This window comes from Streptomyces sp. NPDC051322 (genome assembly GCF_040689485.1).
In the GTDB taxonomy this organism is placed as follows: Bacteria; Actinomycetota; Actinomycetes; order Streptomycetales; family Streptomycetaceae; genus Streptomyces.
On the sequence record NZ_JBFBAK010000002.1, the window covers coordinates 463,727 to 480,756 of the forward strand.

Below are 17,030 nucleotides of genomic sequence, written 5' to 3' on the forward strand. Positions count from 1 at the left end.
GAAGCCACAGGACAACCTTGACTTTACCTCCGAGACGCATAGGGTTTTCCTATGAAACGGCCTTCGCCCTCGGATATCGCCACACACCTGACGCTCAAGCAGCTCCGGTCCTTCGTCGCCGCGGCCCGTCTCGGCTCCTTCACCGCCGCCGCGCAGAGCATGGACGTGGCGCAGGCTTCCGTCTCCGAATTGATCCGAAAGGCCGAGGACGAGGAGGGGGTCACCCTCTTCGTCCGCGGCAGTCGCAGACTGCTGCTCACCAGTGCGGGCAGCACGCTGCTGCCGTTCGCCGAGCGCGCGCTGGCAGCCGTCGACGAGGGAGCACACGCCCTGCGCGCCCTGCGGTCCCTGCAGGGCGGCGTCGTGACGTTCGGGCTGCTGCGCAATGCCGCCTTCTACGTCCTGTCCGATCTGGTCCAGCACTTCCACCGCAATCATCCGGGTGTCCGGGTGCGGATGGTCGGTCTCAACTCGGTCGAGGTCGCCGAGGAGGTCGCAGCAGGCACCATCGAGGCCGGCCTGGTGGTGCTGCCGATCGAGGACACCGCGCTCAAGGTGACCCCATTGCTGCGCGACGAGGTGTTGTACGTCAGCCGCGATCCCGACCACGTCCAGCGCCCCGTCTCGGTCGCTGATCTGGCACAGGCCCGCCTGGTGCTGTACGACGCGCACTACAACTGGCGCGATCCCACCCGCCGACAGCTCGCCGAGCGTGCGCAGTTCGCCGGGATGCGTATCGAGCCCTGGGTCGAGGTCGAGCATGTGGAACAGGCCTTGGACCTCGTCGCGAACGGGGTGGGCGACACGGTGGTCTCGCGCGCGGTCGCCGAGAGCGGGTCCTTCCCCGCCGGGCTGCACACCACGGGATTCGACGAGCCGATGCACGACACCATCGCGCTCATTCAACGTCAGGGATCGGAACTGTCGCCCGCCGCACGGGAGATGGCCCGGCTGGCACACCGCATGCTGACGCGCCGACACTGAATCCACCGGCACGTCGCAGGGCCGCCCGGTGAAGCATCCCGGGCGGCCCGTGTGCGGCTCAGCGTCCGTACAGCTCCGGACGCCGGTCACCGAAGAGATCGCAGTGTTCCGTCAACCGTTTGTCACGGCATGCGACGAGATCGACGTCCGCGCGCACGCCGCTGGGGTCCGCACCGTCGTCCGCCGCCAGGACCCAGCCGTCGCTCCCGATGATCGTGCTGCCTTCCGTCCATTCCTGCCCGCGCTCCCTGCCACCGCGATCGCACACCGCTACGACGGTCCTGTTGACCCGGGCTGCCGCTTGGCCGATGACGACCTCGGGCGGCCGCTCCCCGCGGGGACGCGGTAGCAGAGGCCAGTTGACCGGTACGGCGAGCAGATCGGCACCGTCGAGAGCGGCCCGCCTGGTGTACTCCGGGAATTCCAAGTCGTAGCAGATCAGCACACCGATGTTGCCGAAGGCTGTCTCCACGACCGGTGCCGGCCCGTCGCCGGGCTCGAAGAACAGCTTCTCCCGGTCCCAGAGGTGGGCCTTTCGGTGCACGGCCCGCACGCCTCCGCTGTCGACGAGCGCGGCACTGTTGTGGATCAGACCGTTCGAGCCGAGCTCGGCAAATCCGGCCACAACGACCATGTCCCCGCTGACGGCGGCGCTCCATTCGGCCACGACGCGGCCACTTGCGGAGACGGCGCAGGAGGCGGCCTCGGCGGCGGAGTGAAAGACGTAGCCGCAGGTGGCGAGTTCGGGAAGGACCAGAATCTCGACGCCCTCGGCGGACGCGGACTCGATGGCCCCGACGATGGCACGCTGGTTGGCTGCCAGATCCCCCAGTCGGGGAGCGAGTGGCCGACACACGATGCGGGTCATGGCGAGACCTTCACCTGGTCCGACGCCGGAGCCTCGAGGGGAGAACCGGATGCCGGGGGCACGGCGCCGATCTGCCGCCGGACCCGGGCTGCGAGACCGGGCACGCCCAGCGCGACACCCGCGGTCACCACGGCCACGGCCAGGACGATCCAGGGGAACAGCCCGGACACACCTTCGGCGTCAGCGACATTGCTGTAGATCGTGTAGCAGACGAAGGCCGTCGCCAGCACGGGGATGATCACCTGCCAGCGGGGGGCCTTCGGTCTCCCGCTGAAGAAGAGGTAGCGCAGCGCGCCCACGGTGGCCAGCCCGTAGGCGACCAGCAGGGCGAGCGAGCCCAGACCGAGCCACAGGAAGGTGGCGGCCAGAGCTCCGGTGCCGGCGAAACGCTGTGCGGTGACGAATACCGCGATCAGGAGCGTGGCCACGCCGACCGTGCCGATGGGCGCGCCCCGCCGGGTCAGCCGGGTGACCGGCCCGCTGAATCCGGTGCTCCGCACGAGAGCGAGGCCGACGCGGGCGGCGCCTCCGACCGTACCCAGGGTGATGGCGAAGACGCTGAGGCTCGCAACGAGTTCGAGCAATACGGCCATGGGTGTCCCCACATACCGCTGGGCGAGATCCGAGTAGGGCGAGTCCGCAGCGGCGAAGGCATGAGCGCCTGCGGCATCAGTGCCGTACCCGATCGACTGGCCGACGATGGTCAGCAGGAAGAACGTGCCCACGACCACCACGGTGATCTTGATGGCCCGGGGTATCTGCCGCTTCGGATCAACGGTCTCCTCGCCGAGCGTGGCCGCCCCCTCGAACCCGGCGAAGGCGAGGAATCCGAACACCGCCGCAGCAGCGATGGTCCCCGCACCCGTGCCGTGCGGAAGCTCCAGGAAGGCCCAGCTCAGACGCGCGTGACCAGGGGCATGTCCGATGCCGGTGCGGATCAGCACGATGATGCTGAGCAGGCCCACGAGTACGGCGCCGCCCAGTTCGCAGGCGAGCAGCGTACGGGTGATCACGCGGGTCTCGCTGAGTGAGAGCAGGACCGTCACGACGAGAGCGACGAGCGCGGTCCAGTACCACTCGGTCACCCCGGTGGCCAGGTGCACGCCACTGAGCACACGGTTGGAGAAGAGGGCGATCTCGATGGTCGAGCCGGTTCCGATCGTCACGTAGGCCATGAAGAGCAGACAGCCGGCCACGAAACCGGTGCGTGGGCCGATCGTGCGGCCGACCAGTGCAAAGACCGAACCGGTGTGGGTGATGTGCCGGGAGAGCTTGACGAATCCGTACGCCACCAGGCAGACCCCGAGGATGGCGAAAACGAAAGCCCAGGTCGCGCCCCGGCCCAGCAGCCCGGCGGCGCCCACGCCCAGCAGCGCCATGGCACCGACCGGGCCGATCAGACCGATGGAGAACGCGGCGGTGTCCGTGACCTTCAGGTCGCGGCGCAGTGCGCTGCCCGAGGACGGTTCCACGGGCGGAGATGGAGTGCTGGACACCGGCGTACGGCCTCCTTGGTCGTCCGATGGAGCGGACGCGGCGGGCCGCGTGCGCAGGAGGGCGATTGCCGCTTCGTCGCGGTGCCCGAGGGGGAGGCTTATGCACCGACAGCCTCCTTGTCGATGACCCTAAAATAGCCCTCGACCATAGGTCAACGGGCGAGATCCCTGGGCTATCCATAGGACTTCCCTGTGGTTAGGGTTGTCTGTTCCTGAGCAGCGGCGCCCGGCGTACCCCTGGTGGGCGGGGGTACGCCGGGCGGGCAGACATACGGCGGAAGCGCGGTGGGTCACATTCGCCTTCTGTCAGTTACCCGACGCGCAGGGAGAAGACGTGCATCGTCTCGTTCCCACCGGCCGGGCTCGGGCTCAGCTGTGGCAGGACGACGCCGGCCACCTTCTTGTGCGGATCGGCCGGGACCGATGCGGTGAACAGGCGAGTCTCTTCAGTGCACTTCGTGGTGGCGTCCGGCGGCGGGCAGGTAGTCGCACCGTTGTAGTGCGAGAGCACCGCGGCGGTCTTCTGCCCGGGGACCGGGGAGCCGTAGCGCCAGTCATTGAGGTGGATCGGAGAGCTGCTGACCGTGCCGTCGGTGTAGACGATCTTCATCTCCGCTGTGGTGATGGGACCGGAGTTACGGTCCATCGCGGTGGCCGTGCCGAGGACGGAGACCGAGCTGCCCTTACCGGCCAAGGTGATCGGCTGGCCGTAGGCATCGGTGTTGTCCTTGGTGCCGGGTGCGGACCCGGGCCAGGTGAATCCGGCGATCTTCCCGCCCGGCTTGATGCCTGCCGCGGCCAACGACTCGGCCGACAGGGAGTCCTTGCGACCATCGAGGTCACCGGCTTCCGGCTTGGCGTCCGAGGTCACACCGACGTTGTCGAAGGAGTCGGCCAGCGATGTGTAGGGCACGTACGCGGTGGTGTGCGTCGTGCTGGTTCGCTTGGCGCTTCCGCCGGTGTACGAGAGGCGGGCGGTGAGGTCCACGCCTTCGGCAGTGGCCTTCTTCGGGGCCGTCACCTTCCAGCGCACGGTCGCTTTACTGTGGGCCGCGACCTCGGCCGGCACCTTTCCGATCGACTTGGCGCTCCAGCCTGCCGGGACGGTCAACTGTGCCGAGGCGTTGTGCAGTGCCTGGTCGCCGTCGTTGACGACTGCGCCGGACAGTGTGGTGGTCTTACCGGCGTCGAAGAACGGCTGCGCGGCGAGCTGAACGTGCGGTGCTCCGGGGCTGGAACCGATCTTGGTGGTGGCCTTCAGCGGCAAGTGATCACTGGAGTCACCGACCTGCACCCCGTAGGTGCCGGGAACCACCTTCCACTGCTGCGCAGCAGTGTCGTAGATCCCGAAGTCCTGCTGGCTCAGCGGGATCGACACCGTTCTGCTCTGTCCCGGTTGCAGGGAGACTTTCTGGAACCCCTTGAGCTGGAGCGGCGGTTCACCGGCGGCCTTGGGGTACTTCAGGTACACCTGCGGGACTGCCGCGCCGGCGCGCTTACCTGTATTGGTCACCTTCAGACTGACGGTCGCGGCCTTACCGTCCGGCAAAGCCCCGTCCTTGCCGGCCACCCCGGCCGTCGCGGTCGGGGAGACCTTCAGGGAAGAGTAGGAAAAGGTCGTGTAGGACTGGCCGTACCCGAAGGCGAACAGCGGTTCGGTGCCGGAACTCTGGTAACCACGGTAGCCGACCCCCAGTTTCTCGGAGTAGTCCGCGACACGGTCCTTACCCGGGAACTGCTCCCGATCGGCGGTCGGCATGTCACTGTCCTTCTTCGGGAAGGTCAGTGGCAGGTGACCGGACGGATTGGTGTCCCCGAACAGCACGGAGGCCGCCGCCGCACCTGAGGCCGAGCCACCCCACCAGCCTTCGATGACGCCGTCCACATCCTTCAGCCACGGCATGGTGACCGCGCTGCCCGTGGTCAGCAGCACGACGGTGTGCGGGTTGGCCTTGGCTACCGCCTCGATCAGCTCGTTCTGCCGGTTGGGCAGTGCCAGGTCGCGCTTGTCCAGCATCTCGCTGCTGTAGTCGCGCGCGACGACGACGGCGGTCTGCGCCTTCTTCGCCGCGGAGACTGCCTGGGCAATCTGCGGGTCGATTGTTCCGACCGGTGGCTTCCAGCCCCACTTGATGACCTGGGCGTCGTCCTGGATGGAGTCGACGTTCGGGTTGAGCCCGCCGGGCCAGTAGTCGACTCGTACCTTGTACGAATGGCCCGCTTGGAGCTTGACCTTCTTGGCTTTGGGCGTGTCGAGGTGCTTGCCCATGTTGTCGATCGCCAGTTTGCCGTCGAGGTAGAAGCGGCTGTCGTTGAAGCTGGACAGGTCGAACTCGTAGGTGCCGGTGCTCGGCGCCTTCAATGTGCCGGTCCACTGGACACTCTTGTCCATGCCACGGGTGATCTGTGCCCGCTGGGTGCCCTGGGATGTGCGCACCCCGGCGTCGTCCTGGTCGGACTGCAGCACGTTGGGTTCGATGCGCTGGTTGTCGGTCAGGGTGAAGTCGTCGTTGTAGTAGTACGTGGCAGTCAGGCCTGGTTTGTCATCGTCACTGCGCAACACGCCTGAAGGCACGGCGTCGTCTCCGCCCAGTGCGCTGGCTTCCGCCAGCTCGTCGGTGCCCGGTGCGAAGGTGACCTTGGCGTTCGGTACCCGCTTCTTGATGCCGTCCAGGACGGTGTCCTTGGTCAGTGGCGAGCGCGCGGCGCTGCCGCCGATAGAGGTGGAGGTGGTGTTCGCGTCGTAACCGACGACAGCCAACGACTTGGTCTGCTTCGGATTCAGCGGCAGCGCGTCGTTCTGGTTCTTGAGCAGCACCGCGGAGTCGGCGGCCAGTTTCTTCAGCGAGGGGATGTCCGCACGGATCTTCGCGTCAGTGCCGGAGTCCGGCTTGCTCGGGGGCGCGTCGAAAGCGCCGGTATCGATGAGAGCCACGAAGTGGTCGTGGACCGCGTCATCGACGGCTTTCTCCGACACGTCGCCCTGGTGTACGGCGTCCACCAAGTGTGTGCCGTACAGCTCCATCCACGGCGGACCCTCTTGATCGTTGCCATGTTCGATGGACTTCGTCGTCATGTGTGCCGAGTGGTCGGAGGCGACGTATCCGTCGAAGCCCCACTGCTGCCGCAGGATCTGATTGAGCAGCTGGTCGTTGTCGCACGAATGCACGCCGTTGATCTCGTTGTACGAGCACATGATGCTCGACGCGCCGCCCTTCTCCACGGCGCTGCGGAAGGCCGGCAGGTACATCTCATTGAGCGTGCGGTCGTCGATCCGGGCGTCCAGACCACGGCGGTTGGTCTCGACGCTGTTCGCCGCGTAGTGCTTGGTCTGCGCGATGACCTTCTGCTGCTGGATGGCCTTGACCTCGGGCGCGTCCAACGTGGAGATGAGCTCGGGATCTTCGCCGAAGGACTCGGCGGTGCGTCCACCCAGCGGGGAGCGCGCCAAGTTGACGGTGGGGCCCGCCACTTCACTCTTGCCCAGCTCCCGTGCCTCCTTACCGAGTATCGCCCCGAAGTTCGATGCATCCTTCGTGTCGAAGCTGGCAGCAAGGGCGAGCGGTGCGGGCATCTGGAGACCGCCGTCCACCCCGAGCGGGCCGTCAGCGCCCTGCGGCGCGGGGATCCCGATCCATGAGGGCCAGTCCCCTTCGAGGACCGATGTCTTCTCCTTGAGAGTCATCCGGTCGACGATCAGGTCGGCACGTCTGTCGGCGCTGAGAGCGGAATTCATCCATGGCTTGGAGGCGTCCAACGACGCGGATGCGCGGGTGATGGCGGCATCCGGGGCGCCCGCTGCCAGTGCCTGCTGGCAGACCACGCCGGCGGTCACGGCCAGGGCCACAGCTGTGGTCAAGGCGACGGGCAGGCGTCTGCCAGTACGGCGCCTCCGCTGCGGTGGCGGAGCGGCTGACGATGTCGAGGACGAAGTGTTCGGTGGCATAAGGACCTTCCGTGGACGCGTACGGATGGGAGGGGGCTCACCGGCCATCGATGCCCGGCAGGACAAAGGGCCGAGAAGCAGGCATGGACCTGCCAGGCGGAGGCGGTGGCTATGCAGGTATAGATCTGACTTATAGGGACGGTCAAGGGTCCTGACGAAATGAAGCACGGATCTGAGAGGGACGGGAGGTGACCGCCATGACCGGAATTCTGGCTTCCGTTCAGTGGCTCGCCGTGAGCGGTGGTCCAGCCGTGCGCAGGCCGCCTCGTACCAGGCCGCAGCCCCCGCTAGAGTGTGCGCACCCCCCGGCAAGCCGGTGACGTGCGGCGGGGCCACCCCAGGGCAAGGACGCGATGTGACACCCGAGCAGCGGCCCAAGGTCGCCTATGGCGACATCGTGCGTCCGGCGCTGGGCGCCGCCGGACGTCGGGGCCAAGCCGCAAAGGGACTGCATGGCGTGGTGGTGGACGGGATCGGCCGGGCCATCGTGGAAAACCGCATCGTGCCCGGGACGCTCCTCAATGCCGACGAACTCACCCGCACGTTCGGAGTCTCCCGATCGGTGGTGCGTGAATGCGTACGCGTACTGGAGTCCATGGGACTGGTACAGGCCAGGCCGCACGTCGGCACTCGTGTGCTGACCCGTGAGAACTGGGACCTGCTCGATCCCCGCATCATCGACTGGTATGCCGACAGCCCCGGATCGGCGCGTCAGCGCCAGGAGCTGCTGGAACTGCGGTCCGGCATCGAGCCGATGGCCGCCCGGCTTGCCGCCACCGCGGTCGTCCCGGCGGATGCGCTGGAAGAGATGGGGGACTGCTGCGGGGTGATGGCCGACGCCTGGCGCCGTCGCGACAAGGCGGCCTACTTCCGGGCCGACATCCGGTTCCACGTGCTGATGCTGCACCACTGCGGCAACGACGTGATCCGCCAACTCGCCCATACCGTGGCAGCTGCGCTGGCGTCACGCTATGTCGAGGAGACATTCTTCCGGGACCCCAGCACCCCTGCGTCGGTGAAGCGTCACCGTCACCTGGTGGTACAGCTCACCGCCCGCGACGCGTCCGCCAGCGAACAAGCCGCCCGGGAAATCGTAGACCAGACGCTGATCGAGGTCGGTCCGGCGTAACCGCCCCCCGCCCGCGACGAGAACCCGCCACTACCGGTTCTCCGGGCCTTCCGAGTTCCGGCGCCATGACGAAGCGCGTCCCTTCGGCGTCACCGGGGTTCGAAAATGATCTGGGCGTCGCCATCTGATGCTCTGTTGACTTTGCCAGTAAGTCAGACTTATGTTCAGTCGGTCATCAATGACATACGCGTAGTCGTCACCACGACGCCGTCTGTCCACTCATCGCCGCGTTGCCCCGCTCCTCCGCATAGAGGACCGGCCGCCGCGATGCCCGGAAGTGACCTTCGTGAGGCCCGGAGTCTCCGAACCATCTCCCAAGTCCTACGAACAGGAGAAGCCGTGGCTAGTTCCGGCAAACCGACCCTGCGTTCGCTGGCCCTCGCGATCGGGGCCGTCACCGCCCTGTCCGGCGTGAGCCTGCCCGCGACGGCGGCCCCCCGCGTCACCGCTGACAGACCACCGACCAGCATGGTGGCGGCAGGTGGTGAACGCTCCGGCGTGGACGCTCTCACTGCGGGTCAGACACCCACCGACGTTGCATCGTTCGGGCACACCGTCTACATCGCCGATGCCACGGACAACGTGATCCGCGCCCTCGACGCCACCACCGGCAAGGAGACCGTGGTGGCCGGCACAGGCACCCCAGGCTTTTCCGGCGACGACGGCAAAGCCACCTCCGCCCGCCTGAATCAGCCGGCAGGAGTCGCGGTCGACAGGTCGGGCAACCTCTTCATCGCCGACACCGACAACAACCGGATCCGCGAGGTGGCGCACTCGAACGGCGCCATCACCACTGTCGCCGGCACCGGCAAGAGCGGCTACAACGGCGATCACCGAGGCACCGCCACCCAGTTGCGCCAGCCTCATGGGCTGGAGGTGGGGGCCGAGGGAGAGGTCTACATCGCCGACACCTTCAACAATCGGGTCCGCGAACTGGGTCCCGACGGCAAGGTCACCACGGTGGCCGGCACCGGAACACCCGACTACTCCGGCGACGGCGGCCCGGCCGACAAGGCCGCCCTCAACACCCCGTACACCCTCACTCTTGACGCCAAGGGTGACATCTTCGTGGCGGACACGCAGAACAATCGCGTTCGGGAAGTCACCGCCGCGGACGGGAAGATCGCCACCGTGGCCGGCAACGGCTGGCCCCGGTACACCGGTGACGGCGAAAAGGCCACCATGGCCCAACTGCAGTTTCCTGACGGCATAGCGGTGGAGCCGAACGGCGACCTGCTGATCTCGGACATGAGCAACTATGAGGTCCGCCGCGTCGACCACGCCACTGGCAAGATGGCGCGCGCAGCCGGCCAGGCCACGAAGAACGGTTTCGCCGGGGACGGTGGCGACGCCACCAATGCCAAGGTGTACCTCCCCGAAGGCATCGCAGTGGACGGTTCGGGCGGCTACTACTTTGCCGATCGCGGTAACCACCGGGTCCGCCACGTCGCCGCCGGGGGCACGATCACCACCGTTGCCGGCAACGGCACCGAGCACAACGCCGGCGACAACGAGGCCGCCGACACAGCCCAGTTGAACGCACCCACCGGCCTGGCGGTCGACGCCGGGGGTCGCCTCCTGATCGCCGACCGCTTCAACAACGCGGTTCGCGCCGTCGATGGTGCTGGAAAGATCGCCACTGTCGCCGGCACCGGCGTCGCGGGCTCCAGCGACCACGGAGTGGCCACGGAGGCCGGCCTGGACAAGCCGCAGGGCGTGGCGAGTGGCCCGTCAGGCACCACTTACGTCGCCGACACCGTCAACGACCGCGTCGTCTCCGTCTCAGCCGACGGCACCCTCAACCCGCTGGCCGGTACCGGCAAGCCCGGCTTCGGCGGGGACGGCTCCTCCGCCGGCTCCGCCCAGCTCGACCAGCCGCAGGCCGTGGCCGCGGACAGTTCGGGCCGTGTCTACATCGCCGACACCGCCAACAACGCCGTCCGCATGGTGGACACCCACAGTCCCACCCAGAACCGCATCTCTACCGTCGTCGGCGGGCCGCGGGGCCAGGGCCCTGTCGAGCTGAAGGGCGGCCTCGCGAAACCGGCCGGCCTCGCGATCGCTCCTGACGGCACCCTGCTCGTCGCCGACAGTGGCCATGACCGGATCGTCTCCGTGTCCGACGGGCATGCCAAGGTGCTGGGCACCGGGGGCTTGAAGCTGGATAATCCTACGGCCGTCGCCACCGACGCGGCGGGTGACGTCTTCGTCGCCGACTCCGGTCACGACCGTGTGGTCGAGCTGCGCTCCGGACACGCTGCGAAAAGCCTGCTGGAGGGCCACGTCACCGACCCCCGCGGCCTCGCCGTAGGGGACGGCGTCCTGTACGTCTCCGACACCGGCGCCAACCGGGTGGTGACCACCGAGGCCGGCGGGGATGTCAAGCCGGCCACGCCGGGCACCGGTCCCACCGGCAAGGACCTGCCGGCCCTGCCGGTTCCGAAGGAGGCTCCGGCCCCCGCCGTGCACGTCAAGGGGAACAAGTTCGTCGACGCCAAGGGCAGGACGATCCGGTTGCTCGGCGCGGACCGGATGGGTCAGGAATATCAGTGCCTGTCCACCGACCAGGTCTTCGACGGACCCATCGACGCCAACTCCATCAAGCGCATGCGGTCCTGGGGACTGAACACCATCCGTCTCCCCCTCAACGAGGACTGCTGGCTGGGTATCAACGGCACCCGTCCCGAGGCATCCGGCGCCACCTACCGCAAGGCTGTCGAGGCGTATGTGCATCGGCTGAACAAGGCCGGTATCGTCGCTGTGCTCGATCTGCACTGGGGTGCACCCGGGGACACTGAGGCCACATTCCAGGGCCCGATGCCCGACGCCGACCACACCCCGACATTCTGGAGCCAGGTCGCAAAGACCTTCCGCGGCGACGACTCGGTCGTCCTCGATCTCTACAACGAGCCGTACGGCGTCAGCTGGGACTGCTGGCTCAAGGGCTGTGTCACCCAGGGGGCCTCGAACAAGGTCGATCAGGGCACGGTCAACACGTGGCCGGTCGCCGGCATGCAGTCACTGGTGGACAGCGTCCGTACGGCGGGGTTCCACGGAGTGCTGATGCTCGGCGGCATGCAGTACGCCAACGACACCTCGGGGTTCCTCAGTCACGTACCGAACGACCCCGACCATCAGATCTCGCTGAGCTACCACCTCTACGACTGGAACGTCTGCGCCACCGAGTCCTGCTGGAACAGCCGGCTCGCGCCGATTGCGGCCAAGTACCCAGTCCTCACCGGAGAGATGGGCCAGAACGGTTACGACAACAATTTCACCGGCAGGTTCGAGGACTGGTCCGACCAGCACGGCCTGTCCTACCTCCAGTGGGCATGGAACCCGGGTGGTGACCTCGGTCTGACCACCTCCTTCCAGACCGGTGCCCCCACCACGACGGGCCTCGGGCTGATGAACCACATCGCCGCGGCGCGGGTCGAGGGCACTGAGGACCACACCGATTGAGTTCGTGGGGCGCCGAGAGGCGAACCGCGCTCGGCGCCCCGCCACCTCGAACCGAACCTACGCGCACGGCCGACGCTTGCCGGCCGCAGCGCCGTGAGCTCCACGTCATTGCGCGCTCGGCGCCCGTCACGTCGATTCGCGGATCACCAGCCGGTGGGACAGCACCACTTCCCGGGCGTAGGTATCCGCCGCACTCGCGAGTCGGTCGAGGAGGAGCTGCGCTGCGGTGCGGCCGATCTCGCGGGCGGGGTTGAGTACCGTGGTGAGCGCGGGCGAGACGAGGGAGGCCGCCTCGATATCGTCATAGCCGGTGATAGCCATATCCTGAGGCGCGGCCAGGGCGTGCTCCCGCGCGATGTCCAGGGCGCCGATGGCGATGAGGTCGTTGGCGCACACCACGGCCTCCGGTGGCGGAGTAGCGGCCAGCAGGCGTGCAGCGCCGGCCCGGCCGCCCTCACGGGTGAAGCTGGTCCACACCACGAGATCGTCGAAGGTCGGCAGGCCGGCCTCCGCCAGGGCGGCGTGATAGCCATCACGGGCCTCGAGACAACCACCCGGATGCGCATGGGCCGGGAGGCCATCGAGACGATCCGCTCGGCGGGACCCTACGGTGCGGCTCTTGCCAGAGAGATCGACGTATGGATCGATTTCAAGGGCCGGGAATGGACCGTGCCGCACGACCCGATCACCATCATGTCCATGCTCCGGCCCGACCTGTTCGAGACCGAACACGGAACTGTCACGGTCGCCGACGACGGCCTCACCGTCTTCAGTCCCGACCCAACGGGGCCGGTGCGCAGGGTGGTGGACGCCGATCTGCCGGCGATCGCGACAGAGATCGTGAAGCGCATCGCCCGGGCCTCGCGAGCAGGGGAGTAACCCCTGAAGTGCCAGGGCCGGAAAGGGTGGGGGAGGAGCGTCGCCCACTCCTCGACGGAGCGGAAGATGCCGGTCACGAGTCGCGGGGCCCCTCCAGCGCGGCGGGTGCGGTTCGCGGCGGTTCCGACGTGGTTGCCAGGCGCTGAGCTGCCGAATGCGTTGCGGTGGCAGCCGCGGGACACGGTCAGCCGCGGGTGCATCGATATCGGCTGGAGCCTGCCCCGCTGCAAAAGTCGAGGCAGGCTCACCGCCGTTGCCGGCCAACAGGGCGCCGTACGACAGGACTGCGTCAGCTCCAGGTGCGGTCCCAGGCGACCTTCTTGTTCCACTCCGGAGTCGGGGCGAACATCTTTTCGCCCTTGGCGAGGTGCTTCTCCATCTCCTTTTCATCCATCTCGATGCCCAGGCCCGGCTTGTCGGTGAGGTGGTACCAACCCTTGTCCATCAGTGGTTGGTCCTGCTTGACGAGGTCGTTCCAGAAGGGAACGTCCGTTGCGTGGTACTCGAGGGCGACGAAGCTCTCGGTTGCGGCGGCGATGTGCGCTGCTGCCATGGCCCCGACCGGGGAGCCGGCATAGTGAAGGGGCATCGCCTTGCCCTTTTCGGCGGCGTAGTCGCCGATGCGCTTGGTCTCGAGGATGCCACCGGCGGTGGCCGGGTCGGGCTGCACGAGGTCGATGGCGTCCTCGTCGCACAGCTTGCGGAAGCCTTCGAGCCCGTAGATGTCCTCCCCCGTCATCGTAGGCACGTTGATGGCCTTGGTGATTTCCTTCCAGTCGTCCGTGTAATTCCACGGCACCAGGTCTTCCATCCATGCCAGGTTGTAGCGCTCGAAGCGGTGTGCCAGTCGGATCGCCGTGTTGACGTCGAAGTGGCCCGTGTGGTCCATGCCGAGAGGGATGTTGTACCCGACGGCGTCGCGCACGGCCTCCACGAAGTCAGCCATCAGCTCGATGCCCTTGTCGGTGACCTGCACCATGGTGAAGTTGTGCTGGGTCTGGCCGTAACTTCCGGCCTCGCCGTTGTACTGCTCGAGATTCCCGCCCCAGTAGTCCTTGCCGATGATGGTCCCGGGCTTCTTGGCCACGAGCTCCAGGCCGAGGTCCATCTTGAGGAAGGTGAATCCCTTGTCGACGCGCTCCTTCATGCGGCGCGCGTACTCCTTGGGATCGTCGGACTCGGTCGTGTCCGTGTAGAGGCGGATCTTCCGGCGGTATGCGCCGCCGAGCATTTGGAAGACGGGTACGCCGTAGGCCTTGCCCGCCAGATCCCACAGGGCCATCTCGACGCCGGATACCCCGCCGCCCTGGCGGCCATTGTTCCCGAACTGTTTGATGCGCTTGAAGAGCATCTCGACGTTGCACGGATTCTCGCCCAGCAGGTGGCTCTTGAGCTCCAGCGCGTAGCGTTTGTCCGCGTCATCACGGACTTCGCCGTATCCGGAGATCCCCTGGTTCGTGGAGATGCGTACGACGGGGCTCGTGAAGGGCACGCCTTCGAGAACCGCCACCCGCATGTCTGTGATCTTCAGCTGTGTCGGCTTGGACGCCCGGCTGACCTTCTGCGAGACGTAGTCGACCTGTTCTTCGACGGGACGGAACGCCATGGCTCCCAGACTGAGCCCGCCGGCACCCAGCGCCGAAAACTTGAGCAGATCTCGCCTGTTGGGGCGCCGGCGCCCGTTCCTGCTGTCCGGGGAATCCTGTGAAGAGTGCGCAGCATCGCTCATGACTTGGTCTCCTGACTTTGCGGACATGGAGTCGCCCGGGGGCGTGGGACATGCTCGGACCAGGTGTAGGCCGCGACCGGGCTGATGACGTGCGGGTGACGACTGACCCTTTTCGAGGTTGTGATCAGCTCGAGCTGACGATGATTTCCTGAACGCGCTCGGGCGATACCGGCAGTTTGTTCTTGTTCTCTTTCAGCCAGCCAACGAAGTCGTCCTTGATTTTCTGGTCCAGGTCGTCCCATCCCTTGTCCAGCTGACCGGCCGTGTACGTGCCATCGGCGAGTCGCTGCTTGGTGAACATGTCGTGCAGCAACGTCACTTCGGCGTCCTTGACCAGACCTTCGGCCAGCTGCGCGGGGATGAAGACCACGCCTTCGCGCTTGGCGAGTACGACATCACCGGGCAGGACGACTCCTTCGCCGATGCGGATGTTCCGGTTGACGCCGGTCAGCATCTCGTTCTGTATGTACGACGGGTGCCAGCCGCGGGTGAACGCATTGAACCCCTTGACGCTCTGCAGCTCCTCCAGGTCGCGCAGCGTGCCGTCGAAGACGACACCGTTGTGTGTCCTGGCATAGATCTCGGTGCCGAGATTGCCGCCGATAAGGGTGCCGTCCTCCACCTTGCCGAACCCGTCGGCCACGTAGACGTCGCCCTTCTGGAGCTTCTCGACGGGCCAGGTATTCATCTGACCGTCGTTTCCCGCAGCGTGCCCGGCGTCCGTCATCCGCTTTTCCAGGGCTGGACTGTTGGGCATGAACTGTGCGGTGAGGGCCCGGCCGATGATGGTCTGGTTCTCGTGAATCATCTTCCAGCCGCCGGTGAACTGGTTGTGGTAGCCCTTGCCCTTGAGGTACCCCCAGGCTTGTTCAACAGACACGAGCTTCATGCGCTGCAGAAGGTCGTCGGATACCTTCGGGCGCCCGTCGGGGAATCGCTTTCCCTTCCAGTCCGCGGTCAGGGCCACCACGTCCGCCTTGGTGGCCACCGGATTCATCCGGCTCAGCGCCTCCTGCGCGGACGTTGCCCGGTACTGCCCTGTTACCGCGTCCGGGACACGGCCCCGGCCTGCCGGGGAAACATCTGTGGCGGAGAATGCCGTTATGGCCAGGCCGCCGATCAACAGCGCGGAGGCACACACGGTCACGGGAATGACATGCCTGAACTTCCTCATACATTTCTCCTCAGTCATGCATGACGACGATGCGGGGGAGCATGGACGATTCCGATCAGTGCGCAGTCTTCGCCGCTCACAGAGCGAGGCGCGTGGAGACGACGGCAGGCATCGGGAATCGACGGAAACGGTAAGGGCGCCGACACGTGCGGTGAAGAAGCGTGCGTGCATAACGGCATTCGCATTGCGAATGGTTACGTGGGCTGAGCGATCGGCGAAGGCCGAGTCGTCACCGTGACCGGTCCGGGGTCTGACGCGCCGGTGCGAGCCGCTGGGTGTCATGCGGCACGTTGGAAGACTCGATCTCTCGCAGCAGAGTTCGAGCGGCCGGCGTCAGGGGGTTGGTGCCGCTCCAGAGCACGGCGACCCTCCGGCCGCAGGGTACGTCCAGCTTGCGCGCCACCAGCCCCTTGGTGTCCGCGGTGGACACCGCAAGAAGATTGGTGACCCCGATGCCGAGGCCACTGCGCACCAGAGAGATCAGAGTCTGGGGCTGGTTCGTGGCCTGGACGGCGTTCGGCTCGAAGCCGCGCTCACGAAAGGCACGGTAGGTCTCGAAGCCCATGGCGTCCGGTGAACCCAGCCGCCCGATCGTGATGAGCGGGTAGTCGGCCACGCTGGCGACCGGAAGCGGCTCCGGCAGGGCTGCCAGCGGATGGTCGGGACGATGGACCACGATGAGCCCCTCACGCCACAGGGGCCGGTACTCGACCGACGGGCCGGGGGGAGGAGTCATCGGGCGCAGACAGAGGTCCACCTCGCCGGATGCGAGGGCGGCGTCGAGTTCGAGGGTTGAGCGTTCCACCAGAACCACCTTGATGGCAGGGCGGGTACGAGCCATACGTTCGAGCAGTTGGGGGACGAACGCCACGCTCGCGCTGGGATAGCTGCCGAGGGTCACCACCCCACGGGCAGCGCCCCGGTGGGCAGCCATGGCGGCCTCCGCTCCGGAGAGCTGCCGCAGGATCGCACGTGCATGCTCGGCGAGAACGGCGCCCGCGTCGGTGAGGCACACCGGCCGTCGGTCCCGGTCGAAGAGCGGAACACCTGCCTCCCGTTCCAGCGCGGCGACGTGCATGCTGACTCGGGGCTGGGAGCGGTGCACCACTTCGGCGGCGGCGCTGAAGCTGCCGGTGTCGATAACGCTGAGGAAGGAAACAAGCCAGTCGAGACGTACATCGGTTCGCAGCATGGTCCTCCTCTTATCCCGGCACCCTGCGGCCCACAAGGAGGGGCCTGCATTCGGACAAGGGTCGATCCGCATTGCGAATAGCGGCATGCGGGACTGACTCTTAACGGCTCGTCGCCGCTCGCCTACGCTCGGCGTCATTCCACCTGCTCGACCCGGGGCGGCCGCAAAGCG

Annotated in this window: 11 protein-coding genes; 4 read left to right on the forward strand and 7 right to left on the reverse strand. The window is 66.9% G+C overall.

Annotated features, from left to right (window positions below):
• Positions 1 to 51: 51 nt before the first annotated feature.
• A complete protein-coding gene (locus tag AB0436_RS06260) occupies positions 52 to 984 on the forward strand; it encodes a LysR family transcriptional regulator (RefSeq protein WP_366466531.1) in 933 nt (310 codons plus the stop codon).
• A 58-nt stretch (positions 985 to 1,042) separates the two neighbouring features.
• On the opposite strand, the gene AB0436_RS06265 is transcribed toward AB0436_RS06260, so the two are convergent.
• From AB0436_RS06265 to AB0436_RS06275, 3 genes are all read right to left on the reverse strand, one after another.
• Positions 1,043 to 1,852: a nitrilase-related carbon-nitrogen hydrolase gene (locus AB0436_RS06265; protein ID WP_366466532.1), complete on the reverse strand. Its 810-nt coding sequence runs from the start codon at positions 1,850 to 1,852 to the stop codon at positions 1,043 to 1,045.
• Positions 1,849 to 3,348 carry an APC family permease gene (locus tag AB0436_RS06270; RefSeq protein ID WP_366466533.1) on the reverse strand — a complete coding sequence of 500 codons (1,500 nt, stop codon included), beginning with the start codon at positions 3,346 to 3,348 and terminating at the stop codon, positions 1,849 to 1,851. Before AB0436_RS06270 ends, AB0436_RS06265 begins: the two co-directional genes overlap by 4 nt.
• A 310-nt stretch (positions 3,349 to 3,658) precedes the next feature.
• Complete coding sequence (locus AB0436_RS06275) at positions 3,659 to 7,207, reverse strand: glycoside hydrolase family 3 C-terminal domain-containing protein (RefSeq protein WP_366466534.1); 3,549 nt, start codon at positions 7,205 to 7,207, stop codon at positions 3,659 to 3,661.
• Positions 7,208 to 7,649: 442 nt separating this feature from the next.
• Between AB0436_RS06275 and AB0436_RS06280 the strand changes: the two genes are divergently transcribed.
• The gene (locus tag AB0436_RS06280; protein WP_366466535.1) at positions 7,650 to 8,423 is read left to right on the forward strand and encodes an FCD domain-containing protein; all 774 of its coding nucleotides are present in this window, start codon (positions 7,650 to 7,652) and stop codon (positions 8,421 to 8,423) included.
• Positions 8,424 to 8,762: 339 nt separating this feature from the next.
• On the forward strand, positions 8,763 to 11,885 hold the full coding sequence (locus tag AB0436_RS06285) for a cellulase family glycosylhydrolase (RefSeq protein ID WP_366466536.1): 3,123 nt from the start codon (positions 8,763 to 8,765) through the stop codon (positions 11,883 to 11,885).
• Positions 11,886 to 12,011: 126 nt separating this feature from the next.
• On the opposite strand, the gene AB0436_RS06290 is transcribed toward AB0436_RS06285, so the two are convergent.
• Complete coding sequence (locus AB0436_RS06290) at positions 12,012 to 12,563, reverse strand: substrate-binding domain-containing protein (protein ID WP_366466537.1); 552 nt, start codon at positions 12,561 to 12,563, stop codon at positions 12,012 to 12,014.
• Here AB0436_RS06290 and AB0436_RS06295 point away from each other — a divergent pair.
• Positions 12,450 to 12,764 (forward strand): hypothetical protein, encoded by a 315-nt coding sequence (locus AB0436_RS06295; protein WP_366466921.1) that lies wholly within the window; start codon positions 12,450 to 12,452, stop codon positions 12,762 to 12,764. The two genes, AB0436_RS06290 and AB0436_RS06295, sit on opposite strands and share 114 nt — an antisense overlap.
• Before the next feature lie 289 nt (positions 12,765 to 13,053).
• On the opposite strand, the gene AB0436_RS06300 is transcribed toward AB0436_RS06295, so the two are convergent.
• From AB0436_RS06300 to AB0436_RS06310, 3 genes are all read right to left on the reverse strand, one after another.
• The gene (locus AB0436_RS06300; protein WP_366466538.1) at positions 13,054 to 14,370 is read right to left on the reverse strand and encodes a mandelate racemase/muconate lactonizing enzyme family protein; all 1,317 of its coding nucleotides are present in this window, start codon (positions 14,368 to 14,370) and stop codon (positions 13,054 to 13,056) included.
• A 247-nt stretch (positions 14,371 to 14,617) separates the two neighbouring features.
• Positions 14,618 to 15,616 (reverse strand): RraA family protein, encoded by a 999-nt coding sequence (locus AB0436_RS06305; protein ID WP_366466539.1) that lies wholly within the window; start codon positions 15,614 to 15,616, stop codon positions 14,618 to 14,620.
• A 280-nt stretch (positions 15,617 to 15,896) separates the two neighbouring features.
• Entirely contained in the window at positions 15,897 to 16,859 is a 963-nt protein-coding gene (locus tag AB0436_RS06310) for a LysR family transcriptional regulator (RefSeq protein ID WP_366466540.1), read from the reverse strand.
• Between the last annotated feature and the right edge of the window lie 171 nt (positions 16,860 to 17,030).

Coding starts and splice junctions, on each gene's coding strand:
- AB0436_RS06295 (WP_366466921.1), top strand. CDS start 12,450: ATGGGCCGGGAGGCCATCGAGACGATCCGCTCGGCGGGACCCTACGGT.
- AB0436_RS06310 (WP_366466540.1), bottom strand. CDS start 16,859: ATGCTGCGAACCGATGTACGTCTCGACTGGCTTGTTTCCTTCCTCAGC.
- AB0436_RS06265 (WP_366466532.1), bottom strand. CDS start 1,852: ATGACCCGCATCGTGTGTCGGCCACTCGCTCCCCGACTGGGGGATCTG.
- AB0436_RS06300 (WP_366466538.1), bottom strand. CDS start 14,370: ATGGCGTTCCGTCCCGTCGAAGAACAGGTCGACTACGTCTCGCAGAAG.
- AB0436_RS06260 (WP_366466531.1), top strand. CDS start 52: ATGAAACGGCCTTCGCCCTCGGATATCGCCACACACCTGACGCTCAAG.